General features: G+C 67.4%; 18 protein-coding genes and 2 pseudogenes. 11 read left to right on the top strand and 9 right to left on the bottom strand.

Features of this window, described 5'->3' with window-relative positions:
- The 4 genes and pseudogenes from KVT32_RS32205 to KVT32_RS25565 form a co-directional block, all read right to left on the bottom strand.
- A partial coding sequence (locus KVT32_RS32205; protein WP_371825616.1) for a contractile injection system protein, VgrG/Pvc8 family occupies positions 1 to 203 on the bottom strand: 203 nt, incomplete at its 3' end.
- Positions 204 to 346: 143 nt separating this feature from the next.
- Positions 347 to 481 (bottom strand): annotated as a pseudogene (locus tag KVT32_RS32200) (hypothetical protein); the annotation flags it as partial.
- Positions 482 to 721: 240 nt separating this feature from the next.
- Complete coding sequence (gene glpK / locus KVT32_RS25570) at positions 722 to 2,248, bottom strand: glycerol kinase GlpK (protein ID WP_217619019.1); 1,527 nt, start codon at positions 2,246 to 2,248, stop codon at positions 722 to 724.
- Entirely contained in the window at positions 2,235 to 3,689 is a 1,455-nt protein-coding gene (locus tag KVT32_RS25565; protein ID WP_175157453.1) for a DHA2 family efflux MFS transporter permease subunit, read from the bottom strand. The genes glpK and KVT32_RS25565 overlap by 14 nt, the downstream gene beginning before the upstream one ends.
- 98 nt (positions 3,690 to 3,787) lie before the next feature.
- Between KVT32_RS25565 and KVT32_RS25560 the strand changes: the two genes are divergently transcribed.
- The 4 genes from KVT32_RS25560 to KVT32_RS32515 all read left to right on the top strand — a co-directional run bounded on the left by KVT32_RS25560 (position 3,788) and on the right by KVT32_RS32515 (position 6,271).
- Positions 3,788 to 3,976 (top strand): DUF3460 family protein, encoded by a 189-nt coding sequence (locus tag KVT32_RS25560; RefSeq protein WP_056327507.1) that lies wholly within the window; start codon positions 3,788 to 3,790, stop codon positions 3,974 to 3,976.
- A gap of 16 nt (positions 3,977 to 3,992) precedes the next feature.
- Positions 3,993 to 4,883, top strand: a complete 891-nt coding sequence (locus KVT32_RS25555) for a ScpA family protein (protein ID WP_056327505.1) — start codon at positions 3,993 to 3,995, stop codon at positions 4,881 to 4,883.
- A 34-nt stretch (positions 4,884 to 4,917) separates the two neighbouring features.
- Complete coding sequence (gene panC / locus KVT32_RS25550) at positions 4,918 to 5,772, top strand: pantoate--beta-alanine ligase (RefSeq protein ID WP_056327503.1); 855 nt, start codon at positions 4,918 to 4,920, stop codon at positions 5,770 to 5,772.
- Between the two features lie 136 nt (positions 5,773 to 5,908).
- The gene (locus KVT32_RS32515; protein WP_152383294.1) at positions 5,909 to 6,271 is read left to right on the top strand and encodes a response regulator transcription factor; all 363 of its coding nucleotides are present in this window, start codon (positions 5,909 to 5,911) and stop codon (positions 6,269 to 6,271) included.
- Between the two features lie 215 nt (positions 6,272 to 6,486).
- Here KVT32_RS32515 and KVT32_RS25540 read toward each other — a convergent pair whose 3' ends face one another.
- Positions 6,487 to 7,269, bottom strand: coding sequence for a copper resistance protein NlpE N-terminal domain-containing protein (locus KVT32_RS25540; RefSeq protein WP_152383295.1), 783 nt, complete (start codon positions 7,267 to 7,269; stop codon positions 6,487 to 6,489).
- Positions 7,270 to 7,472: 203 nt separating this feature from the next.
- Here KVT32_RS25540 and KVT32_RS25535 point away from each other — a divergent pair, with 203 nt between their 5' ends.
- The 7 genes and pseudogenes from KVT32_RS25535 to KVT32_RS25505 all read left to right on the top strand — a co-directional run bounded on the left by KVT32_RS25535 (position 7,473) and on the right by KVT32_RS25505 (position 18,979).
- The gene (locus KVT32_RS25535) at positions 7,473 to 8,324 is read left to right on the top strand and encodes an A24 family peptidase (protein WP_217619018.1); all 852 of its coding nucleotides are present in this window, start codon (positions 7,473 to 7,475) and stop codon (positions 8,322 to 8,324) included.
- A 10-nt stretch (positions 8,325 to 8,334) separates the two neighbouring features.
- Positions 8,335 to 8,977 (top strand): annotated as a pseudogene (gene coaE, locus KVT32_RS25530) (dephospho-CoA kinase); the annotation flags it as partial.
- A gap of 46 nt (positions 8,978 to 9,023) precedes the next feature.
- The gene (gene zapD, locus KVT32_RS25525) at positions 9,024 to 9,776 is read left to right on the top strand and encodes a cell division protein ZapD (RefSeq protein WP_128829849.1); all 753 of its coding nucleotides are present in this window, start codon (positions 9,024 to 9,026) and stop codon (positions 9,774 to 9,776) included.
- A gap of 133 nt (positions 9,777 to 9,909) precedes the next feature.
- Complete coding sequence (locus KVT32_RS25520) at positions 9,910 to 11,175, top strand: MdtA/MuxA family multidrug efflux RND transporter periplasmic adaptor subunit (RefSeq protein ID WP_142051432.1); 1,266 nt, start codon at positions 9,910 to 9,912, stop codon at positions 11,173 to 11,175.
- A 12-nt stretch (positions 11,176 to 11,187) separates the two neighbouring features.
- Entirely contained in the window at positions 11,188 to 14,286 is a 3,099-nt protein-coding gene (locus KVT32_RS25515; RefSeq protein WP_217619017.1) for an MdtB/MuxB family multidrug efflux RND transporter permease subunit, read from the top strand.
- Positions 14,283 to 17,396 carry a multidrug efflux RND transporter permease subunit gene (locus KVT32_RS25510; RefSeq protein ID WP_217619016.1) on the top strand — a complete coding sequence of 1,038 codons (3,114 nt, stop codon included), beginning with the start codon at positions 14,283 to 14,285 and terminating at the stop codon, positions 17,394 to 17,396. Before KVT32_RS25515 ends, KVT32_RS25510 begins: the two co-directional genes overlap by 4 nt.
- Complete coding sequence (locus KVT32_RS25505; RefSeq protein ID WP_217619015.1) at positions 17,393 to 18,979, top strand: efflux transporter outer membrane subunit; 1,587 nt, start codon at positions 17,393 to 17,395, stop codon at positions 18,977 to 18,979. The genes KVT32_RS25510 and KVT32_RS25505 overlap by 4 nt, the downstream gene beginning before the upstream one ends.
- An 11-nt stretch (positions 18,980 to 18,990) precedes the next feature.
- Here KVT32_RS25505 and KVT32_RS25500 read toward each other — a convergent pair whose 3' ends face one another.
- From KVT32_RS25500 to argJ, 4 genes are all read right to left on the bottom strand, one after another.
- Complete coding sequence (locus KVT32_RS25500) at positions 18,991 to 20,409, bottom strand: amidase (RefSeq protein WP_217619014.1); 1,419 nt, start codon at positions 20,407 to 20,409, stop codon at positions 18,991 to 18,993.
- 199 nt (positions 20,410 to 20,608) lie between these two features.
- On the bottom strand, positions 20,609 to 21,571 hold the full coding sequence (locus KVT32_RS25495; protein WP_063953926.1) for a Nudix family hydrolase: 963 nt from the start codon (positions 21,569 to 21,571) through the stop codon (positions 20,609 to 20,611).
- On the bottom strand, positions 21,564 to 22,430 hold the full coding sequence (locus KVT32_RS25490) for an ATP-binding protein (protein ID WP_175157446.1): 867 nt from the start codon (positions 22,428 to 22,430) through the stop codon (positions 21,564 to 21,566). The genes KVT32_RS25495 and KVT32_RS25490 overlap by 8 nt, the downstream gene beginning before the upstream one ends.
- Before the next feature lie 6 nt (positions 22,431 to 22,436).
- Positions 22,437 to 23,663, bottom strand: coding sequence for a bifunctional glutamate N-acetyltransferase/amino-acid acetyltransferase ArgJ (gene argJ, locus KVT32_RS25485; RefSeq protein ID WP_062840225.1), 1,227 nt, complete (start codon positions 23,661 to 23,663; stop codon positions 22,437 to 22,439).
- Positions 23,664 to 23,750 lie beyond the last annotated feature (87 nt).

Raw genomic sequence — 23,750 nt, 5'->3', positions numbered from 1 at the left:
GACTGGTGCTCGGTGGTGCTGCGCTGCTCGTAGGCCTGAGTGATGCCATGCGCCTTGAGCACGGCCTCGGCGATCTGCGGAACGGTCAGCGCCTGGAAGATCCGCCAGTCAGAACTGAGCGCGAGGCGCGCCAGACGGGGCTCCACGACAGCCGAATAGCGGGTGCGCCGAAAGCCTGTTTCGCCCTGGACGAATGAAGACACCGCGCCGTGCACGTACCGGACAGGCTTGTCGCCATGTCGCCCTGGACGAATGAAGACACCGCGCCGTGCACGTACCGGACAGGCTTGTCGCCATGCCAGATCGTGAGCAGCGCGGCGCGGTCCAGCACCGCGCCGAAGTCGATGGCCGATTGGGCGCTGGCCAGGTCTACGTGGAGCAGAAAGGTTTCGGACAACCCTTCTTGCAACGTGAATTCGACGACCTCAAACGATTTGTCGCCGACGGTAAAGGTGAAGCGCAGATCGGATTGGGTGGGCATGGCGAGCTTCCGGTAGCGACAGACCGCGATGGTCGTCGTTGGTGCCAGTTGGCACTACCGTTTTTAAAAGCCGCCGATGTTCCTCGTAAATCAGAAGAGTTTTAATAATGAAGAAAACTGACCTGTTCTTGCGAGTTGCTCGGAACGATCGAATTGATCTGCGCGGGCAGGTGGAGGTGTCATCGTTGCCCCGCCGTTGCCATCCGGCGCGGTGCCCTTGCTCAATCCTGCTCGAGAGCCTTACTTCCCCGCCCCAGCCGACCAGCCTTTCGACAATTCCACGGCCTGCCGCCACCGCTTCATCCGCGCTTGCCGGACAGATTCCGGCCAGGTCGGGTTGAACGTGCGTTCGGCCTGCCACTTCGATGCAAATTCATCCTGGCTGGACCAGAAACCAACAGCCAAGCCCGCCAGGCCTGCCGCGCCCAACGCAGTGGACTCTGGAACGCGCGGACGCACAACCGGAACGCCCAGAATGTCAGCCTGCATCTGCATCAGCAAGTCATTGCGTGCAGCGCCGCCGTCTACGCGCAGTTCCGTCAGGGCGATGCCGCTGTCGGCGTTCATGCAGGTGAGCAGTTCCGCGCTTTGCAGGGCGATGGATTCCAGCGTGGCGCGGGCGATGTGGGCGCGGGTGGTGCCGCGGGTCAGGCCGACGAGGGTGCCGCGGGCGTAGGGGTCCCAGTGGGGGGCGCCCAGGCCGGCGAAGGCGGGGACCATGAAGACGTCGTCGGTGTCGGAGACGCTGGCGGCCAGGGATTCGATGTCTTCGGAGCGCTGGATGATGCCCAGGCCGTCGCGCAGCCATTGGACGGCTGCGCCGGCGACGAAGACGCCGCCTTCCAGCATGTAGGCGGGCTTCCATTTGTCGTGGCCGGGTTGGGGCAGGCCCCAGCCGACGGTGGACAAGAGGTTGTTGCGCGATTCGACGGGTTTGTCGCCGACGTTCATGAGCATGAAGCAGCCGGTGCCGTAGGTGTTCTTGGCCATGCCGGGCGTGAAGCAGGCCTGGCCGAAGGTGGCGGCCTGCTGGTCGCCGGCGACGCCGGCGATGGGCACGGAGCCGCCCAGCCATTCGGGCAGGGCGTCGCCGACGATGGCGCTGCTGGGCGCGATCTGGGGCAGCACGCTGCGCGGGATGTTGAGCAGCGCCAGGATGTCATCGTTCCAGTCCTGCGTGTGCAGGTCGAACAGCATGGTGCGCGAGGCGTTGCTGGGGTCTGTGCTGTGGACGGCGCCGCCGGTCAGTTGCCAGATGAGCCAGGTGTCGACGGTGCCGAAGGCCAGTTCGCCGCGTTCGGCCATGCTGCGCGCGCCGGGCACGTGGTCCAGTAGCCAGGCGAGCTTGGTGCCGGAGAAGTAGGCGTCGACGACCAGGCCGGTGCGCGCCTGCAGGAAGTCGCCATGGCCGTCCTGGCGGAGCTTGTCGCACAGGGGCGCGGTGCGGCGGTCTTGCCAGACGATGGCGCGGGCAAGCGGACGGCCGGTGGCGCGTTCCCAGATGAGGGTGGTTTCGCGCTGGTTGGTGATGCCGATGGCGGCGATGTCGGCGGCGGCCGCGCCGGCGTTGCGCAGGGCTTCGCGGGCGACGTCGAGCTGGCTGTGCCAGATCTCGTTGGCATCGTGCTCGACCCAGCCCGGACGCGGATAGTGCTGGCGGAATTCGCGTTGGCCAACGCCGCGCACGACGCCTTCGCGGTCAAAGACGATGGCTCGGGAGCTGGTCGTGCCCTGGTCCAGGGCTAGGACAAATTCATTCGTCGTCACTGTTTTTCGCGCCGTTCAGGTGTGCCCCGGCCAGCGGGTCGAGGCGTCTAAAGGAGAAGGTCGATGCCATGCACAGCAGGCCGATGACGACGAAGCCGGCGACCACGTCGCTGATGGCCAGCGTTTCGGCGCCGCGCAGCGACATGCTGATGTTCAGCGTGACCGCGGCCACCCCGACGCCCAGCGTGATGCCCAGTTGCTGCGCCATGGCCGAGAAGCTGCTGGCGCGGCTCATCTTGGAGGGCGGGATGTCGGCATAGGTTAGCGTATTTACCCCGGTGAACTGCAACGACCGGAAGAAGCCGCCCACCAGCAGGATGGCGATCATCAGCCAGACGGGCGTGGCCGGGTTGAAGGCGCCGCAGACGATGATGAAGCCGCCGGTCAGGATGGCGTTCAGGGTCAGCACGCGGCGAAAGCCGAAGCGCTGCACGATGGGCGTGGCGACAAATTTCATCAGCAGCGCGCCGGCGGCGCTGGCGAAGGTGATGAGGCCGGCCGAGAACGGTGACAGCCCAAAGCCCACCTGCAGCAGCATGGCCAGGAGGAAGGGCGTGGCGCCGACGGCGAACCGGCACAGGTTGCCGCCCAGCGTGGAGATGGCAAAGGTGGGAATCCGCATCAGGGACAGGTCGATGATGGGATGTTCGGTGCGCCGCGCGTGCACGCCGTACAGCAGCCCGCAGACGATGCCCACGCCGATGAGGCTGAGCAGGATGGGCAGCGGCATGACGTCGCGGCCGATGGCCTCGAAGCCGGTGACCAGGGTGGCCAGGCACACCGAGCTGAGCAGGAAGCCGATCCAGTCCAGGCGGGGCGTGCCGGTTTCGCGGATTTCCGCGACAAAGCGCAGGACCAGGAAGATGCCCAGGATGCCGATCGGGATGTTGATCAGGAAGATCCAGTGCCACGACATGTACGTGACCATGAAGCCGCCCAGCGGCGGTCCGATCACCGGTCCCAGCAGGGCCGGAATGGACAGGAAGGACATGGCCTTGAGCAGATCCTGCTTGGGCACGGTGCGCAAAAGGATGATCCGCCCCACGGGCACCATCATGGCGCCCGCCATGCCCTGCACGATCCGCGCCAGCACGAGCTGTTGCAGATCCTGCGACAGGGCGCAGGCGACGGAACTGAGCGTGAACAGGCCAATCGCGGTGATGAAGACGCGCCGGGCGCCGTAGCGGTCGGCCGCCCAGCCGCTGATGGGCACGAAGACGGCGACGGCCAGCAGGTAGGAGGTGATGGCCACGTTGAGCCGCACGGGGGTGGACCCCAGGGCCCGGGCCATGGCGGGCAGGGCGGTCGCCACGACCGTGGCGTCCAGCATCTGCATGAAGAGCGCGCACCCCACGATGAAGGGGATCATGCGCGCCGCGCGCACCGCGTCCGGGGTTGAGGGCGGAGCGGGATTGGCTGCGGCTGCGGATTCTGCGGACATGTCGGAAGGCTGCAATGAGAGCCTGACGATTGTAACGCCGGGGATCCGGCCGCCGTGAAGTAAACTCGCGACATCTGCAACCTAATGAAATTGGTGCCATGGCGACCAACTACGAATCCGAGATCACCCAGTTCCTGAAGGACTACAAGAAATCCCACCCTGGCACAGAAGAGCGCCAGCGCGAGGGACGCGCCCGTCTCTGGGACAAGCAGCAGGACCAGGAACTGCTCGAAGGCTTCCGCGCGGCCCGCGTGGCGCAAAAGCCGTACGTGTATCAGGCCGACTGATACCTTTGCGGCACACATGGTCCAGAACCCCTCGGTGCCGGGCGACGCCCTGGCCAAGCTAGTGGAACCGTCCGTCGACAGCACGCCCGACACCATCGATAGCGTGGCGTTTGCGCGTCTGTACGGCGAGCCGCTGTTCCAGATGCCGACGGATCTGTACATTCCGCCCGATGCGCTGGAAGTCTTTCTCGAAGCCTTCGAAGGGCCGCTGGACCTGTTGCTTTACCTGATCCGCAAGCAGAACTTCAACGTTCTGGACATCCCCATGGCGGATGTCACGCGGCAGTACCTGTCGTACGTGGATCAGATCCGCATCACCAACCTCGAACTGGCCGCCGAATATCTCTTGATGGCGGCCATGCTCATCGAGATCAAGTCGCGCATGCTGCTGCCGGTCAAAAAGACCGACACCGGCGAAGAGCCCGAGGATCCGCGCGCCGAACTGGTGCGCCGCCTGCTCGAGTACGAGCAGATGAAGCTGGCCGCCCAGAAGCTGGACAAGCTGCCGCAGCTGGGCCGCGATTTCGTCAGCAGCCAGGCCGTGGCCGACCTGAGCGTCGAGCGCGCGCTGCCGGATGTCAGTGTGGACGACCTGCGCGCGGCGTGGGCCGACATCATGAAGCGGGCCAAGCTGAACCAGCACCACCACATCACGCGCGAGCAGCTGTCGGTGCGCGATCACATGACGCACATCCTGCGCCGCCTGAACGACGTGCGTTTCATGGAATTCGGCGACCTGTTCATGGAGCGCGTCCGCGAGGGGGCGCCCGCCGCGGTCGTTGTCGTGCATTTCATCGCCATGCTCGAGCTGGCGCGCGAATCGCTGCTGGAGATCACGCAGGCGGAGCCTTATGCTCCCATCTACGTGCGCCTGGCGTACACCAGCGTGGCAGCGGTCGCGGCCTGATCCTGACCGGGCGCCACTCCCCCGGAGATTTCCCTTGAAAGTCGTACACACCATCCAGGAATTGCGCGATCACCTGCGCGGACAGAACCGCGTGTCGTTCGTGCCCACCATGGGCAACCTGCACGAAGGCCACCTCGCGCTCATGAAGCTGGCGCGCCAGCACGGTGATCCCGTCGTGGCCAGCATCTTCGTGAACCGCCTGCAATTCGGCCCGAACGAGGACTTCGATCAGTATCCGCGCACCCTGGCCGCCGACATCGAAAAGCTTGAAGCGGCGCGCGACGTCTACGTGCTGTTCGCACCGAACGAGCGCGAGATGTACCCTGAACCCCAGAATTTCCGCATCCAGCCGCCCGACGACCTGGGCGACATCCTGGAAGGCGAGTTCCGTCCGGGCTTTTTCGCCGGCGTCAGCACGGTCGTGCTCAAGCTGTTCTCGTGCGTGCAGCCGCGTGTGGCCGTGTTCGGCAAGAAGGACTACCAGCAGCTGATGGTGGTGCGCAACATGTGCCGCCAGTTCCAGTTGCCCGTCGAGGTGCTGGCGCATGAAACCGTGCGCGCGGACGACGGGCTGGCGTTGTCCTCGCGCAACCGCTACCTGAGCGAGGCCGAACGTGCCGAAGCGCCGGCGCTGTACGCCGAACTGCAAGAGATCGGCCGACGACTGGCCCGGGGTGAGCGCGACGCCGCCGCCCTGGAAAACGACGCCGTCCAGCGTCTGACGCAGCGCGGCTGGAAGGTCGATTACGTGGCCCTGCGCCGCCAGCGCGATCTGAAGCGCCCCGAGGCTGCGGACCTGCAAGCCGGCGAACCCGTCGTGGTGCTGGCTGCCGCCAAGCTGGGCGCCACGCGGCTGATCGACAACCTGGAACTGGACTACACCGCCTGAGGCAGGCGGAAGGCGGGCTAGCCGCGGGCGCATGATGCGGGGTGTTTTGGTCACCCCCTATCAGAATTGTCAGCTTACGCCGGCTGTGACACCGGGGCAGACTGTTTGCAATCCTACATTGCAAGCGAGCTGCCCCATGTCTTTTCCTCACCCCGAACTCGACGCCGTCCTGTCCTCCCTGACCGCCCGCGAACGCCAGATCGTCGATTACGTGGCGGCCGGGCGGGCCAATAAGGTCATCGCCATCGACCTGGGCATCTCCCTGCGCACGGTCGAGGCCCATCGCGCCCGCATCTTCGCCAAACTCGGCGCCCGCAACGCCATGCAGCTTGCGTGCCGGTTGTGTGCGCACGGGCAGTCAGGCGCCTCGCCCGTCCCGGGCGCGCAGTGGCGCCCCAGCCCGATGCCGCCTCCGGGCGGTGCCAGCGCGCCGACCCAGGTGCTGCACGAACCCGCCGGCGCCTACGGCGCTTGCCCATCAAAACCCGTGCCTCCCTGACGTTACCGCCACGCTTGCCGCGCCTGTCGGGCCTGTCGCTGTCGCGCCCGTCGCGCCCGTCGCGCCTGTCGTGGTCGGCGTGCTTGCCGCGCCGCCCCAATGCCGTCGCCCAATGAATTCGGGCCTGACGAACAGGGTGTTCGTCAGGCCCGGGAAGGGGTGCGGCGGCCTAGTCTCCGGCGACGTTCAGTCGCCGCGGGCGGACAGCCTTGCGATCAGGGGCACTTGGGGGCGGCGGCGTTTGCCAGCTCGTCGATGGGGTCCAGATCCGGCTGGCGGGTCAGGTTGTAGTTCAGGTTGGGCGTCTGGCCGCCAATCGAGCGCACGCGCAGCACGTTGTTGGCCGCGACCAGGAATTCCACCCGGACGTTGCCCTGGCCGTCCATCAGGATGACACGCGGCGGACGTTCGTCGGTGGCGTCCCAGCAACCTTGTTCGGACACGGGCGGACCCTTCTTGGGATCGTTGTCCAGGTAGGCGGTGCGGCCGCGCCAGCGGCCATTGGGGGCCAGCGTCAGCGTCACGCGCTGGGCCGTGCATTGCATGGCGGGCGAGAAACACGGCAGCGTGCCCATGTAGGTCTGAGGCTGCGGCACCAGGCTGTGGGTGATGCCGCTGGGCGCGGCGGCTGGCGCCGCGGCGGGGGCAGGCGCCGATTTGCCCGATTCGCCCGAGCCGCCTTCGGCGCCTTCGGGCACGGGCTGGCCGTCTTCGGTGGTCTGGCCCGCGGCAACGGCCTGCTGGTTCTGGTTCTGCTGGCGGCGCGCGTCGGGCTTGAGCTCGATCTGCACTTGCGACGGCGCGCGGATGATGTTGCGGTAGCCCGCGCCCGAGCCCTGGTACTGCGCGTCGGTCACGGTGCTTTCCGCCGGCAGGTCGTAGTAGCCTTCGGCCTTCTGCTTGGCGCAGCCGGTAGCGCCTATCACGGCGCCCGCTAACAGCAGCCCCATGACGCCGAGTTTGGGGGAGCGGGAAACGATATCGACGCGCGCGGCCATGGCAGCTTATCCGTGAATTGAGTCTGTCTCCGATTTTACGCACTTATGCGAAGATTCGATACGTTCCCCTTAGCCGTTCCCGGGCATCTGCCGCACTTTATGCACAAATTACGACATGGCCGCGCGCGGCCCCTCATCCCATGCGCCATCGCCGGCCTGTCGGATGGGCAGCCGTGTCCGGGCCACGCGGGGCGGTGACGGCGATGTGGCGAATCCTTGATCTGCCCCTGGGCGTTTTCATTGGTGCGGCGGCGCTGGCCGGCTTGTTCGTGGGCAACTGGCTGACGGTGCTGACCCATCGGCTGCCGCGCATGATGGAGCGCGAGTGGCAGGCGCAGTGCATGGACGCGGCCGGCAAGCCGCGGCCGCCCGGCCACTATGGCCTGTGGTCGCCGGCTTCGCATTGCCCCGCCTGCGAGGCGCCGCTGGACCGCATGGCGCGGATTCCCCTGCTCGGCTGGCTATTGCTGCGCGGCCGGTGCGCTGCCTGCCATGCGCCCATCGGCTGGCGCTATCCCGTCATCGAACTGCTGACCTGCGCGCTCTTTGCCGGCTGCGCGCTGCGCTTTGGCGCGACGCCGATCGCGCTTGCCGCCATGGGCCTGTCGGCCACGCTGGTGGCGCTGGCCTGGATCGATTTCGAAACGACGCTGCTGCCCGATGTGCTGACCCAGCCGCTGGTGTGGGCGGGTCTGCTGGTGAACCTCTTCGATGCGTTCGCCAGCGTGCAGATGGCAGTGGTCGGCGCCGTGGCGGGATATCTGTTCCTGTGGGTTATCTTTCATGTGTTCCGCTTGCTGACCGGGCGCGAAGGCATGGGGCAGGGCGACTTCAAGCTGCTGGCCGCGCTGGGCGCGTGGTTCGGCATCGAAGCCCTGCCGATGCTGCTTTTGAGCGCATCGCTGGTGGGCGTGCTGATTGGCGGCGCATTGACGCTGACCGGCCGCGCCCGGCGCGGCCAGCCCTTGCCCTTCGGACCCTATCTGGCGCTGGCCGGGCTGGTCATGCTGCTGTTGGGCGGCGAGCATGGCGTATTGCAATTCATGAGCACATGAGGAAAGGCGCATGTTCAAGATTGGTCTGACGGGCGGCATCGGTTCGGGCAAGTCCCGCGTGGCGGACATGCTGGCCGAGTGGGGCGCGGCCCTCGTCGACACCGACGAGATCGCGCGCGCGCTGACCGCCGCGGGCGGCGCCGCCATGCCGGCGATCGAACGCGAATTCGGCCGCGAGGCCGTGACGCCCGACGGCGCGCTGGACCGCGCATGGATGCGCGCGCAGGCATTCGCCGATCCGCAGGTCCGCCTGCGGCTTGAGGCCGTGCTGCATCCGGTCATCGGCCGCGAAACGGAACGTCAGGCGGCGACCGCTAAAGGATCGTATCTGGTCTTTGTGGTGCCCCTATTGGTCGAGTCCCTGGACCGTTGGCGCGATCGCGTGGATCGTATCTGCGTGGTGGACTGCGACCCCGAGACGCAGGTGGCCCGCGTGCAGCAGCGCAGCGGGCTGACGGAGCAGGACATCCGGCGTATCATGGCGGCACAGGCTGCGCGGGCACGCCGGTTGGAGGTCGCGGACGACGTCATACTCAACGACGCAACGACCACGCCGGATCAATTGCGCGCGCGGGCGTTGACCCTGCATGACCGCTGGCTGGCGCTGGCGACCACCACGGGCCGGTAAGCCAGCGGCTGCCGGCACCCCTGAAAATTCTTGGCCCGCCGGCCAACCACTGATAGGGCCTGTAAAAAAGCGTGATCGTTTACGAATACCCCTTCAATGAGCGCATCCGTGCTTATCTGCGGCTGGAATACCTGTTCGACAGGCTCTTCTTCTTTGCTCGCGAGGGCGACTCACGCCAGCATCAGGTTGCCGTCACGTCATTGTTCGATCTGCTCGATGCTTGCGAACGCACCGACGTGAAGGGGGCGATCCTCCAGGACCTTGAACGCCAGCGCCTGGCGCTGGTCGGACTGCGCGACCATCCTGGCGTTGCGCAGGACGCGCTGGAAAGCATGCTGCGCGAAATGGAAAAGGTGGCCAGCGCGCTGGCTGCACCCGGCAAGACCGGCCAGTCGCTGCGCGAGAACGAATGGCTGACCAGCCTGCGCGGCCGCTTGTCGATGCCCGGCAGCGCCACGCAGGTCGACATGCCGTCCTACTATGCCTGGCAGAACAAGCCCGAAGCCGCCCGCTGCGCAGACCTGCAGGCCTGGGTTTCGCCCTTCATTCCCCTCTACGACGGTCTGACGCTGGCGCTGCGCCTGTTGCGCGAGTCCGGCCGCAAGACCGACATCGTGGCCGAGCAGGGCGCCTATCAGCAGATGCTGGGCGGCAAGCAGTTCCAGCTTCTGCGCGTCTGGGTGGATCCCGCCCAGGGCGTCTTTCCCGAGATCAGCGCCAATAAGTACATGATCTGGATACGTTTTTCCACGCAGGACGGGGAATTTAAACCTCAGCAGGTGGCCCGCGACGTGGCATTCCAGATGACTTTGTGCAGTTCCTAGGCGCAAGTTACGTACGGTTTCGTGGCCCGGATTCCTGTTGCGGGTAGTTTCAGGGTGACGGCGACCAGGGCCGAAACCGGGACGGTCTAGTAGACAATACGGCTTTCCTTCCGAGTGTGCCGGAACCGAGTCCATGTCCGATAGCCGTCCCGTATCCCCACCCTCCCGCTGGAGCCGCCGCCGCGTCGTCGGTCTGGTTTTGCTGCTGCTTGCCGTCGCGGCGATTGCCTGGGTGGTGCTGCGGCCGTCGGCCAAGCAGGCAGGCCCGGGGGGGCGGACAGGCGGCAGGCCGCCCGCGGCCGCCATGGCCAACATGCCCGTCCCGGTCCGTATCGCCACCGCCGCGCAGCAGGACATCGACATCTTCCTGCGCTCGCTGGGCACCGTCACCGCCTACAACACCGTCACCGTCCGAAGCCGCGTCAGTGGCGAACTTGTGGACGTCGCGTTCCAGGAGGGCCAGCAGGTCAAGGCCGGAGACCTGCTCGCCCAGGTGGACCCGCGCGCCTTCCAGGTGGCGCTTGACCAGGCGCGCGGCACGCAGATGCAGAACCTCGCGCAGCTGGAAAACGCCCGCCGCGACCTGCAACGCTACCAGGCCCTTTTCAAGCAGGACTCCATCGCCCGCCAGCAGGTCGACACGCAGGCCGCGCTGGTGCGCCAGTACGAAGGCACGGTCAAGAGCGACCAGGCCAATGTCGACAATGCCAAGCTGCAACTGGATTACGCCCGCATCACCGCGCCGATCAGCGGCCGCCTGGGCCTGCGTCAGGTCGACCGCGGCAATCTGGTGTCCAGCTCCGACACCAACGGGCTGGTCGTCATCACCCAGACCCAGCCCATCTCCGTCGTCTTCACCCTGCCCGAAACGCAGCTGCCGGAAGTGCGCGCCGAGTTGGCGGCCGGCAAGACGCTGACCGTCGACGCCTATGACCGCGCCGACACCCGCCGCATCGCCTCGGGCACGCTCGAGACGCTGGACAACCAGATCGACGTGGCAACCGGCACGCTCAAGCTCAAGGCCCGCTTCGACAACACCGACGATGCGCTTTTCCCCAACCAGTTCGTCAACGTGCGGCTGCACGTGCTGACCCGCAAGGACGTGACGGCCATTCCGACGGCCGCGGTCCAGCAGGGCTCGGCCGGCGCGTTTGTCTTCCTGGTGCAGGACGACAACACGATCGCGGTGCGCCCGGTGAAGCTGGGCGCCATCAACGCCGGCATGGTCGCCGTCAATGAAGGTCTCAAGCCCGGGGATCGGGTCGTCACCGAAGGCACGGACCGCCTGCGCGCCGGCGCCAAGGTGGAAATCGTGGGCGGCGCCGAAGTCATTCCCGCGGCCCGCGACAAGTCGCTCGGCGCGGGCGCGCCGGCCGGCACCACGCCCGCGGCCAAGTAAGCAGAGAACGCCGTGAGCCCGTCGCGCCTATTCATCCTGCGCCCCGTGGCCACCACCCTGTCGATGGTGGCCATCCTGATCGCGGGCCTCATCGCCTACCGCTTCCTGCCCGTCTCGGCGCTGCCCGAGGTCGACTACCCCACGATCCAGGTCGTGACGCTGTACCCCGGGGCCAGCCCCGACGTCATGACCTCGCTGGTCACCTCGCCCCTGGAGCGGCAGTTCGGCCAGATGCCCGGCCTGAACCAGATGTCGTCCACCAGTTCGGGCGGCGCCTCGGTCATCACATTGCAATTCAATCTGACGCTGCCGCTGGACGTGGCCGAGCAGCAGGTGCAGGCGGCCATCAATGCCGCCTCGAACCTGCTGCCGTCCGACCTGCCGGTGCCGCCCACCTACAACAAGGTCAATCCCGCGGACGCGGCCGTGCTGACGCTGGCAATCACGTCTCCCACCATGCCGCTGCCGCAGGTGCGCGACCTGGTCGATACGCGCGTGGCGCAGAAGCTGTCGCAGATCCCCGGCGTGGGCCTGGTCAGCGTGGCGGGCGGGCAGCGGCCCGCGGTGCGCGTCCAGGTGAACCCGCAGGCGCTGGCGGCCAATGGCCTGTCGCTGACCGACCTGCGCACCGCGATCGTCGGCGCCAACGTCAATCAGCCCAAGGGCAACCTGGACGGCCCGCAGCGTTCCACCACCATCAACGCCAACGACCAGCTCAAGTCGCCCACCGACTACAACAGCCTGATCATCGCGTACAAGAACGGCGCGCCGCTGCGGCTGGCCGACGTGGCGCGCGCGGTCGAGGGGGCCGAGGACACGCGCCAGGCCGCGTGGGCCGGCGACAAGCCCGCCATCCTGCTGAACATCCAGCGCCAGCCCGGCGCCAACGTGATCGACGTGGTCGACCGCATCCAGGCGCTGATGCCGCAGCTGCGCGCCGCGCTGCCCGCCACGCTGGACGTGACGGTGGTGTCGGACCGCACGCAGACCATCCGCGACTCGGTCGCCGACGTGCAGTTTGAAATGCTGCTGGCCGTGGGGCTGGTGGTCATGGTCACGTTCGTGTTCCTGCGCAGCCTGACGGCCACGCTGATTCCCAGCGTCGTCGTGCCGCTGTCGCTGGTGGGCACGTTCGGCATCATGTATCTGTCCGGGTTCTCCATCAACAACCTGACGCTGATGGCGCTGACCATCGCCACGGGCTTCGTGGTGGACGACGCGATCGTGATGATCGAGAACATCGCCCGGCACATCGAGGAAGGCGAAAAGCCGATGCAGGCCGCGCTGAAAGGCGCGTCGCAGATCGGCTTCACGCTGATCTCGCTGACCCTGTCGCTGATCGCCGTGCTGATCCCGCTGCTTTTCATGACCGAAGTCGTGGGCCGGCTGTTCCGCGAATTCGCGATCACGCTGGCGGTGGCCATCCTGATTTCGCTGTTGGTGTCGCTGACGCTCACGCCCATGATGTGCGCGCGCCTCTTGCGTTCGGAATCCGAAACGAAGCATGGACGCTTTCATCGGGCCACGGGCGCGTTCATCGACCGCGTCATCGCCGCATACGACCGCATGCTGCAGGTGGTGCTGCGCCACCAGACGCTGACGCTGGTGGTGGCGGTGGCCACCTTTGCGCTGACCGTGCTGCTGTACATGGTGGTGCCCAAGGGGTTCTTTCCGCAGCAGGACACCGGCCTCATCCAGGCCATCACGCAGGCGCCGCAGTCCATTTCGTTTGCCGCCATGTCCGAGCGCCAGCAGGCCGCCGCCCGCCTGGTGCTGCAGGATCCCGACGTGGCCGCCGTGTCGTCCTTCATCGGCGTGGACGGCAGCAATGCCACGCTCAGCGCCGGCCGCATGCAGATTTCGCTCAAGCCCCAGGCCGAGCGCACCGGCGATCTGCGCGCGGTGATGGCGCGCCTGCAGGAAAACCTGAACAAGCAGGACGGCCTGACCGTCTACATGCAGCCGGTGCAGGACCTGACCATCGAAGACCGCGTCAGCCGCACGCAGTATCAGATGACGCTGTCCAATCCCGACCTGAAGGTGCTGAGCGAGTGGACGCCCAAGCTGGTCGACCGCCTGCGCGCCGTGCCCGGCCTGATGGATGTGGCCGACGACCTGCAGGACGACGGCTTGCAGACCTGGGTGGAAATCGACCGCGACGCCGCCTCGCGCCTGGGCATCACCGCCGCCATCATCGACGAGGCGCTGTACAACGCCTTTGGCCAGCGGCTGATCTCCACGATCTTCACGCAGTCCAACCAGTACCGCGTGGTGCTCGAGGTGCTGCCTCAGTTCCAGATGTCGCCCAGCGCGCTCGGGCAGATTCACGTGCCCACGTCCTCGGGTGCGCAGGTGCCGCTGTCGTCGGTCGCGCACATCAGCGAAGGCAGGACGGTGCTGGCCGTGAACCGGCTCGACCAGTTTCCGATGGTGACGGTGTCGTTCAACCTGGCGCCGGGCGCCTCGCTGTCCGACGCGGTCGAGAACATCAAGGCGGCCGAAGCCGAGATCGGCATGCCGGCCGGTGTCGAGACCCGCTTCCAGGGCGCGGCGCTGGCGTTCCAGAATTCGCTGTCCAGCACGCTGTGGCTGATCCTGGCGGCCGTGGTCACGATGTACATCGTGCTTGGCGTCCTGTACGAAAGCTACATCCATCCCATCACCATCCTGTCCACGCTGCCGTCGGCGGGCGTGGGGGCGCTGCTGGCGCTGCTCATCAGCGGCACCGAGCTGGACATGATCGGCATCATCGGGATCATCCTGCTGATCGGCATCGTCAAGAAGAACGCGATCATGATGATCGACTTCGCGCTGGATGCCGAACGCAAGCGCGGACTGTCGCCGCGCGAGGCCATCCACGAGGCCGCGCTGCTGCGCTTTCGTCCCATCCTGATGACCACGCTGGCGGCGCTGTTCGGCGCCTTGCCGCTGATGCTGTCGACGGGCACGGGCGCTGAATTGCGCCAGCCGCTCGGTTTGGTCATGGTCGGCGGCCTGCTGCTGTCGCAGGTGCTGACGCTGTTCACCACGCCCGTCATCTATCTGATGTTCGATCGCATGTCGCGCCGCTGGCGCGGAGCGGGCGCGCAATCGGCCGGAGCCGCCCGATGATCCTGTCGGCGCCCTTCATCGTCCGGCCGGTGGCGACCACGCTGCTGAGCCTGGCGGTCGTGCTGGCCGGCATGCTTGCGTTCTTCCTCTTGCCGGTCGCGCCCCTGCCGCAGGTGGACATTCCGACCATTTCGGTGTCGGCCAGCCTGCCCGGCGCCAGTCCCGAGACCATGGCCTCCAGCGTTGCCACGCCGCTGGAGCGGTCGCTGGGCAGCATCGCGGGGGTCACCGAAATGACCTCGCGCAGCTCGCAGGGCTCTACCCGCATCACGTTGCAGTTCGACCTGTCGCGCGACATCAACGGCGCCGCGCGCGACGTGCAGGCCGCCATCAACGCGGCGCGCTCGCTGCTGCCCACGGGGCTGCGCAGCAATCCCACGTATCACAAGTCCAATCCGTCGGACGCGCCCATCCTGACGCTGGCGCTGACTTCCGACACGCTCAGCCAGGGCCAGCTCTACGATCTGGCGTCCACCATCGTGGCGCAGAAACTGGCCCAGGTGGACGGGGTGGGCGAGGTCACGGTGGGCGGCAGCTCGCTGCCGGCCGTGCGCGTGACCGTGCTGCCCGGCGCCCTGGCCAATCAGGGCGTGTCGCTGGACGAATTGCGCGCCACGCTGGCCAACGCCAACGCCAACCGGCCCAAGGGCGTGCTGGAAAACGACCGCTACCACTGGCAGATCATGGTCAGCGACCAGCTCAGCCGCGCCGAGGAATACCGGCCGCTGATCGTGGCCTGGCGCGATGGCCGGCCGGTGCGCGTGTCCGACGTGGCCCGCGTCGAGGATTCGGTCGAAGACCTTTACCAGACCGGCTTCTACAACGATCGCAACGCCATCCTGATGATCGTGCGGCGGCAGGCCGACGCCAACATCATCGAAGCCGTGGACGCCGTGCGCGCCCAGCTTCCCGTGTTGCAGGCGCTGATGCCCGCCGACGTCAACATGCGGGTCGCGCAGGACCGCACGCCCAGCATCCGGGCGTCGCTGCACGAGGCCGAGCTGACGCTCATCATCGCCGTGGGCCTGGTGGTGCTGGTGGTGCTGCTGTTCCTGCGGCGCTGGCGGGCGGCGATCATTCCCAGCGTGGCGGTGCCGGTGTCGCTGATCGGTACGTTCTGCATCATGTACCTGTGCGGCTACACGCTGAACACCATTTCGCTGATGGCGTTGATCGTCGCGACCGGCTTTGTCGTGGATGACGCGATCGTGGTGCTCGAGAACATCATGCGTCATGTCGAACGCGGCATGTCGCCGATGCGCGCCGCGCTGCGCGGCTCGCGCGAAGTCGGATTCACGGTGCTGTCGATGAGCCTGTCGCTGGTGGCGGTGTTCATCCCCATCCTGCTGATGGGCGGCGTGGTCGGGCGCCTGTTCCGCGAGTTCGCGGTCACCTTGTCGGCGTCGATCCTGGTGTCGCTGGTGGTGTCGCTGACGCTCACGCCCATGATGTGCGCGCGCCTGCTGCGGCCCGAACCCAAGGAACAGAAGCCGCCGGGCCGGCTGGCCCGCTGGTCCGAACGCGCCTTCGAATCGATGCAGAACGGCTATCGCGTGTCGCTCGGCTGGGCGCTGGCGCACGGGCGGCTGATGATGCTGACGCTGGCGATCGCCGTGGGCCTGAACGTGTACCTGTATACGGTGGTGCCCAAGGGATTTTTCCCGCAGCAGGACACGGGCCAGCTGCTGGGCTTTTTCCGGGTGGACCAGGGCACGTCGTTCCAGGCCACGCTGCCCAAGCTCGAGGCGCTGCGCAAGGTGGTGCTGGCCGATCCGGCCGTGCAAAGCATGACCGGCTACGCCGGCGGGCGCGGCGGCAGCAACAGCAGCTTCATGCAGATCCAGTTAAAGCCGCTGGACGAGCGCAAGGTCTCTGCGGACGTGGTCATCAACCGCTTGCGCGCCAAGCTGCAGAACATGCCCGGGGCGCGCATGTTCCTGGTGTCGCAGCAGGACATCCGCATTGGCGGGCGCCAAAGCCAGGGTTCGTACGACTACACCCTGATGTCTGGCGACCTGCAGCTGCTGCGCACGTGGATGCCCAAGGTGCAGCAGGCGATGGCCAAGATTCCGGAGATTACCGACGTGGACGCCGACGTCGAGGACCGGGGCCGCGAGATCAACCTGGTCATCGACCGGGAAGCCGCGACGCGGCTGGGCATCAGCATGGCCACCATCTCCACGGTGCTGAACAATTCGTTCAGCCAGCGCCAGGTGTCGGTCATGTACGGGCCGCTCAACCAGTATCACGTGGTGCTGGGCGTGGACCCGAAGTTCGCGCAGGACATCGAGTCGCTGCGCCAGGTCGAAGTCATCACCGCGGACGGCGCACGTGTGCCGCTGTCGGCGTTCACCAAGCTTGAAAACGCCAATGCACCGCTCAGCGTGAGTCACCAGGGGCTGTTCGTGGCGGACACCATCTCGTTCAGCCTTGCGCCCGGCGTGTCGCTGGGGCAGGCGACCACCGCGATCGACAACGCGGTGGCCCGCATCGGCCTGCCGTCCGACCAGATCCAGGCCGGCTTTCAGGGCACCGCCGCCGCGTTGCAGCAGACGCTGTCGCAACAGCCCTGGCTGATCCTGGCTGCGCTGGTCACCATGTACATCGTGCTGGGCATCCTGTACGAAAGCTTCGTCCACCCGCTCACCATCCTGTCCACGCTGCCGTCGGCGGGCCTGGGCGCGCTGCTTGCGCTGCTGCTGGTGCGCCATGACTTCACCTTGATCGCGTTGATCGGGGTGTTCCTGCTCATCGGCATCGTCAAGAAGAACGCCATCATGATGGTGGACTTTGCGCTGGACGCCGAGCGCCACCACGGCATGTCGCCGCGCGACGCCATCTTCCAGGCCTGCCTGACGCGCTTTAGGCCCATCATGATGACCACGATGGCGGCCATCTTCGGCGCGCTGCCGCTGGTGCTGGCCACGGGCGCCGGCGTCGAGATGCGCCAGCCGCTGGGCATCACCATCGTGGGCGGCCTGGTGCTGAGCCAGATCCTCACGCTGTACACCACCCCGGTGGTCTATCTTTATCTGGATCGCTTCCGCCTGTGGGCCGCACGCCGGCGCTCCGGGCGGGCCGGCGATTCCGCTTCCATCAAACACACATGATCCGTACCACGCCGTCTGCTTTCGCCTCATTTCCCCGCGCCGCGATCACGCTTGCGCTGTGCGCGCTGCTGGGCGCTTGCGCGGTCGGGCCCGACTACCAGCGTCCGGCGCTCGACGTGGGCGCCGCCTACAAGGAAGGCGAGGTCGAGGTGCCCGGCTGGAAGCCCGCGCAACCGCGCGACGAGGCCGATCGCGGCGCGTGGTGGACGGTTTACGACGACAGCACGCTGAACGGCCTGGTGGACCGTCTGAACACCTCGAACCAGACCATTGCGCAGGCCGAGGCGAACTACCGCCAGGCGCTTGGCCTGGTGCGCGGCGCGCGCTCGGGCTTTTTTCCGACCGTGGGCGCGGGGGCAGGCATGAGCCGCAGCGGCAACGGCGGGCAAAGCGGTTCGTCCACTGGTTCCGGCGGCAACGTATCCAACCAGTATTCGCTGACCGGCAGCGTCAGTTGGGAGCTGGACGTGTGGGGGCGCGTGCGCCGCAGTGTCGAGTCCTCGGAAGCCAGCGCCGCCGCCAGCCTGGCGGACCTGGGCGCGACCCGGCTGAGTGCGCAGGCCGCGTTGGTGCAGACCTATCTGCAATTGCGCGTGCTGGACGAGCAGAAGCGTCTGCTCGACGCCACCGTGGCCGCCTATGAAAAATCCCTGCAGCTCACGCAGAACCGCTATGAGGTCGGCGTGGCCGGCCAAGCCGACGTGGCGGTGGCGCGCACGCAGCTGGAAAGCACGCGCGCGCAGTCCATCGACCTGGACTGGCAGCGCGGCCAGTATGAGCACGCGATCGCCGTCCTGATGGGTCTGGCGCCGTCCCAGTTCAGTCTGCCGCCCGCCGTCTTCGCGTTGCGGTTGCCGCAGATTCCCGTGGGCCTGCCGTCCGAACTGCTCGAACGCCGGCCCGACGTGGCGGCCGCCGAACGCCGCGCCGCCGCCGCCAACGCGCAGATCGGCGTGGCGCAGGCCGCGTGGTTCCCCAGCCTGACCCTGTCGGCCGACGGCGGTTTCCGCAATGGCGAGTTTGCCGAGCTGCTGACGGCGCCCGCGCGCTTCTGGTCGCTGGGACCGGCGCTGGCCCTGACGATCTTCGACGGCGGCGCGCGCGAGGCCCAGGTCGAGCAGGCCCGTGCGTCGTACGACTCGCAGGCCGCGGCCTACCGGCAGGCGGCGTTGACCGGGCTGCGCGAGGTCGAGGATTACCTGATCCAGCTGCGGGTAATGGAGCAGGAGCAGATCGTGCAGCGGCGCGCGCTGGAATCCGCGCGGGAATCGCTGCGCCTGATCCAGAACCAGTACAAGGCGGGCCTGGTCGACTACCTGAGCGTGGCCGTGGTCGACGCCACCGCGCTCAACAGCGAGCGCAACGCCCTGAGCCTGCTGGGCAACCGGCTCGTGGCCAGCGTCAACCTGATCGTCGCGTTGGGCGGCGGCTGGGAAGGTCTGCCGCCCGTGGAAACGGCGCGGGCGGACGCCGCGACCTCGCCTGCGGTGGCGCCTGCATCGGGGCCTGCATCGGCGCCTGCGTCGCAAACAGCTGCGCCGCAAGCCCCAACGCAGCAAACGCCGGCGGCGCCGTCGCGCTAGCCGCGGCTGCCCTACAAACCCACGGCCTTCAGATCCGGCCGCTGGCGATGCCAGTCGGTGACCGCCTGGAACGCGATGCCAATCCGGCCCAGCACGGCCTCCGCGTTCGGCTTTCCCAGCAACTGCACGCCCAGCGGCAGGCCGTCGCTGGTAAAGCCCGCGGGCAGCGCCAGTCCTGCGGCGTTGACGTAGTTGCCGGCGCGAGTAAACGACGCAAGCGGCGTGGCAGTTTCATCGACGTCGGCCAGCTGCCGCGCGCCGAACGGCACGCAAGGCGTCAGCACCGCGTCGAACTCCTGCATCCAGTCCAGCCAGTCGCGGCGCGCCTGCGCATGCGCCTGCAATGCGCCGATGTAGTCGGCCGCCGAGATTCCCTTGCCCGACAGCACGCGGGCGCGCACGTACTGGCCGATGGGCTGCGCCGTGTCCTCGATGTGGCCGCGGTGCAGCGCATACGCTTCCGCGGCGATGATCTGGCCGTTGCGTTGCATCATCTCGTGAAAATCGAAGGGCAGGGGCGTTTCCTGCACGTCGGCGCCCAGCGCGGCCAGCACGCGGCGCGCGTCGTCCAGGGCTGACAGCGCATCGGCTTCCACGGCAATGGGGTGCTGTGCAACCGGCATCAGCGCGATCCGCTTGCCGCGCAGCGGTTGCGGCCCGGAGTAGGGCTCGTGGTAGTTGAAGGCGGGAATGCCGAACGTCAGGGGATCATGGGTGTCGGATCCGGCCATCAGCGCGGTCAGCAGCATTGCGTCGCGCGTGTCGCGGGTCAGCGGGCCCAGGGTGTCCAGCGTGGGCGACAGCGCCACCGCGCCGTGCAGGCTGATCAGTCCGCGCGTGGTCTTCAGGCCGGTGATGCCATTGAGCGCCGCCGGAATCCGGACCGAGCCGCCCGTGTCCGACCCAAGCGCCGCGGGCGCCAGCCCGGCCGCGACGGCGACGCCGGACCCGCTGGACGAGCCGCCGGGCACCCGTGCGCGATTCAAGTCCCAAGGATTGCGGGGCGTGCCCATCACCGGGTTGGTGCCCCAGCCGCCAAAGGCAAATTCGACCATGTGCGTCTTGCCCAGCACCACCATGCCCGCGTTCAGCAGCCGTGTCACCGCGGTGGCGGTGACGCCGCCGCGCCGTTCGCGCCAGGCCTCGGAGCCCGCCGTGGTGATCTGCCCCTGGATGTCGCACAGGTCCTTGATCGCCACGGGGATGCCGTCCAGGGCGCTAAGCATCCCATAGCCGGCGCGCCTGCGTGCGTCGGAGGCCTCGGCAAGCCGTAGCGCGCCTGCGCTGTCCACGCTGACGAAGGCGCCCAGCGCCGGATTGGCCCGGTCGATGCGGTCCAGGAAGTGGCGCGTCACTTCCACCGAACTGTAGCGGCCCTTCGCCAGGCCGTCCGCCAGATCGCTCATCGTGGCAAATGCGATTTCAGACATGCGTTCCTCGATGTAATGCCGATTGCCTGCCGGGCCGCGCGTGGCGGCCAGGCCTCGGGATGTAGCGTGCAACGGCGCGCACGTTTGGTCTATGCGCGCTTTCCCGCCCGGGCGGAATGCAAAACGGCCCATGCGCAAGGCATGGGCCGTTGGATTGCGCGCGCGGCGCGGCAGGGCGAAGCGCGAGCAACTCAGGCGGTCAGAGAATGCCGCGAATGCCGGCGATGCCATGCGCGCCGTGCCGCAAGGCTTGCGAGACCGTCTGGGTGGATTGTCCCCCCAGCGCAAACACCGGAATGCCCGCGTCGCGGTTGCCTTGCACGAAGCCTTCCCAGCCCAGCGTCTGCGCGCCGGGATGGCTGGGCGTGTCCAGCACGGGACCCAGCACGGCAAAGTCCGCGCCCAGTTCGCGGGCATGGACCACCTGCGCGTTGTCATGCGCGGAAACGCCGACCAGCGCGTTGCGCGGCAATTCCGGACGAGCGGTCAGACGCAGCGCATCCGCCGTGCGCAGGTGCACGCCGTCGGCTTCCTTCCACCAGGCAACGGGATGGATGCTGTTGACCAGCACGCGCGCGCCGGCGGCGCGGCAACGCTTGACCACCTGTTGCAGCACCTCGTGCAGCGAACTGGCGCCCACGCCGTCGGGCCATTGCGGTTCACGGAACTGCACCAGCTTCACGCCGCGCGCCAGCGCCGCGTCCAGCCGGCCGAGGAACGGCGCGATGCCCGCGCGCGAGCCGATGCCGCTGATGCCATAGGTGGTGGGCAGCTGCAGCCAGCGCAGCGGCGGCAGGGTGGCGGGCAGCAAGTCGCCCACCGCGGCCGCGTTGGCCGGATCCACCCATTCCAGGCGCTGGTTTTCAAGGCTTTGCGGTTCGCCTTCCCAGCCGGTGACGTGGCAGAACGCCAGGCGCACCGTGGTGTGGGGATAGGCGTGCACATAGGTGACCCACGGGCGCGACTGCGTGACACGGATGCCGATTTCTTCTTGCAGTTCGCGCGCCAGCGCCTGCAGCACGGTCTCGCCGGGTTCGAGCTTGCCGCCAGGCAGTTCCCACCAGCCCGACCACGGCTTGCCCTCGGGGCGCTGGCCCAGAAGCAGCTTGCCGTCCGGACGCAGGATCAGGCCGGCGGCGACGTCGACGATCTTTTCAGACATGGCGGGCCGCCCAGTCGCGCGCGAACTGATAGGCCACGCGGCCCGAACGCGAGCCGCGCTCGATGGTCCATTGCAGGGCCTCGGTGCGCGACGGTTCGATGTGCTGTTCGGGGCAGCCCAGTTCGCGCAGCCAGTGGTACACGATGTCCAGGTAGTCGTCCTGCTTGAACGGGTAGAACGACAGCCACAGCCCGAAGCGCTCGGACAGCGAAATCTTTTCCTCGACGGTTTCGCCGGGGTGGATTTCGCCGTCGGGCTGGTGCTTGGCCTGCAGGTTCTCGCTCATGTATTCCGGCATCAGGTGGCGCCGGTTGGACGTGGCGTAGATCAGGACGTTGTCGCCCGAGGCCGACACCGACCCGTCCAGCACCGATTTCAGCGCCTTGTAGCCGGCTTCGCCTTCCTCGAAGGACAGGTCGTCGCAGAACACGATGAAGCGTTCGGGCCGCGCCGCCACCAGTTCGACGATATCGGCCAGGTCGCCGAGGTCGGACTTGTCGACTTCGATCAGCCGCAGGCCGCGGTCGCCGTAGGCGGCCAGCATGGCCTTGACCAGCGAGCTCTTGCCGGTGCCGCGCGCGCCGGTCATGAGCACGTTGTTGGCGGGCTTCTTTTCAAGGAACTGCAGCGTGTTGCGGTCGATGGTGGCCTTCTGGCGCTCGATGTGCTGCAGGTCCTGCAGGTCGATGCGCGCCACGTGGCGCACGGCGTCCAGCCAGCCGCGCGCGCCGCGCTTGCGCCAGCGGAACGCGTGGGCCGACCAGTCGATCTCGGGCGGGGCCGGAGGCAGGAAGGCCTCCAGCTGCGCCAGCACGCGTTCGGCGCGCTGGATCAGGGTGGTGAACTCGTTTGCCGTCATGGTCGATCAGGAGCGGTAGTCGGCGTTGATCGACACGTACTCGTGCGAGAAGTCGCAGGTGTAGACGGTGTCGCTGACCTGGCCTCGGCCCAGCGCGATGCGCACCGAGATTTCGGCCTGCTTCATGACGCGCTGGCCGTCGGCTTCCTGGTAGTCGGGATTGCGGCCGCCGTTCTTGGCAACCAGCACGTCGTCCAGCCACAGGCGGATGTTGGAGACATCCAGGTCATCGATGCCGGCATAGCCGACGGCGGCCAGGATGCGGCCCAGGTTGGGGTCCGACGCGAAGAACGCGGTCTTGACCAGCGGCGAATGCGCCACGGCGTAGGCGACCTTCAGGGCTTCCTCGGTGGTGCCGGCTTCTTCGACGCGGATCGTCATGAACTTGGTGGCGCCTTCGGCGTCGCGCACGATCTTGGTGGCCAGATCAAGGGCGGCGGCGGTCAGGGCCTCGCGCACGGCGGCGTAGGCGGCGTCGGACTCGCTATTGACGTTGACGCCCGACTTGCCGGTGGCGGCGATGATGAAGGAGTCATTGGTGGAGGTGTCGCCGTCGACCGTGATGCGGTTGAACGAGGCGTCGGCGATTTCCACGGCCAGCTTGCGCAGGAGCGGCTGGGCGATGCCGGCGTCGGTGGCCAGGAAGCTGAGCATGGTGGCCATGTTGGGACGGATCATGCCGGCGCCCTTGCTGATGCCGGTGAAGGTGACCGTCTTGCCGTCGATCTGCACCTTGGCGGACGAAATCTTGGGCAGGGTGTCCGTGGTCATGATGCCGTGGGCGGCGCTGGACCAGTGGTCGGCGGCCAGGTCGGCAATGGCGGCGGGCAGCCCGGCGACCAGGCGGTCCAGGGGCAGGGGCTCCAGGATGACGCCGGTGGAGAACGGCAGGATCTGCGAGGCGGGCACGCCCAGCAGCTTGCCCAGCGCGTCGCAGGTGTCCTTGGCTTTTTTCAGGCCTTCTTCGCCGGTGCCGGCGTTGGCGTTGCCCGTATTGATGACCAGGGCGCTGATCGGGCCGCCGGCGGCCAGGTGGGCCTGGCAGACCTGCACCGGGGCGGCGCAAAAGCGGTTGCGGGTGAAGACGCCCGCCACGCTGGTGCCTTCGGCCAGGCGGAACACCGTCAGGTCGCGCCGGTTGGCCTTGCGGATGCCGGCCTCGGTGACGCCGATTTCTACGCCGGCAACAGGGAAAATTTCGGACTCGGAGGGGATCTGCAGATTAACGGCCATGACTTCGTCTCTTGGAGTGAGCGGGACGGAACCGCCGCCAGGCACGGCGGCGTGCGGGAAAGCTTCGTATTATCCCACCGGATCCGG

Source organism: Achromobacter sp. GbtcB20 (assembly GCF_019091095.1).
GTDB classification, from domain to species: domain Bacteria; phylum Pseudomonadota; class Gammaproteobacteria; order Burkholderiales; family Burkholderiaceae_B; genus Achromobacter; species Achromobacter mucicolens.
The sequence above is the reverse complement of the archived record's forward strand: the minus strand, read 5'-3'. Positions and strand labels throughout refer to the sequence as shown.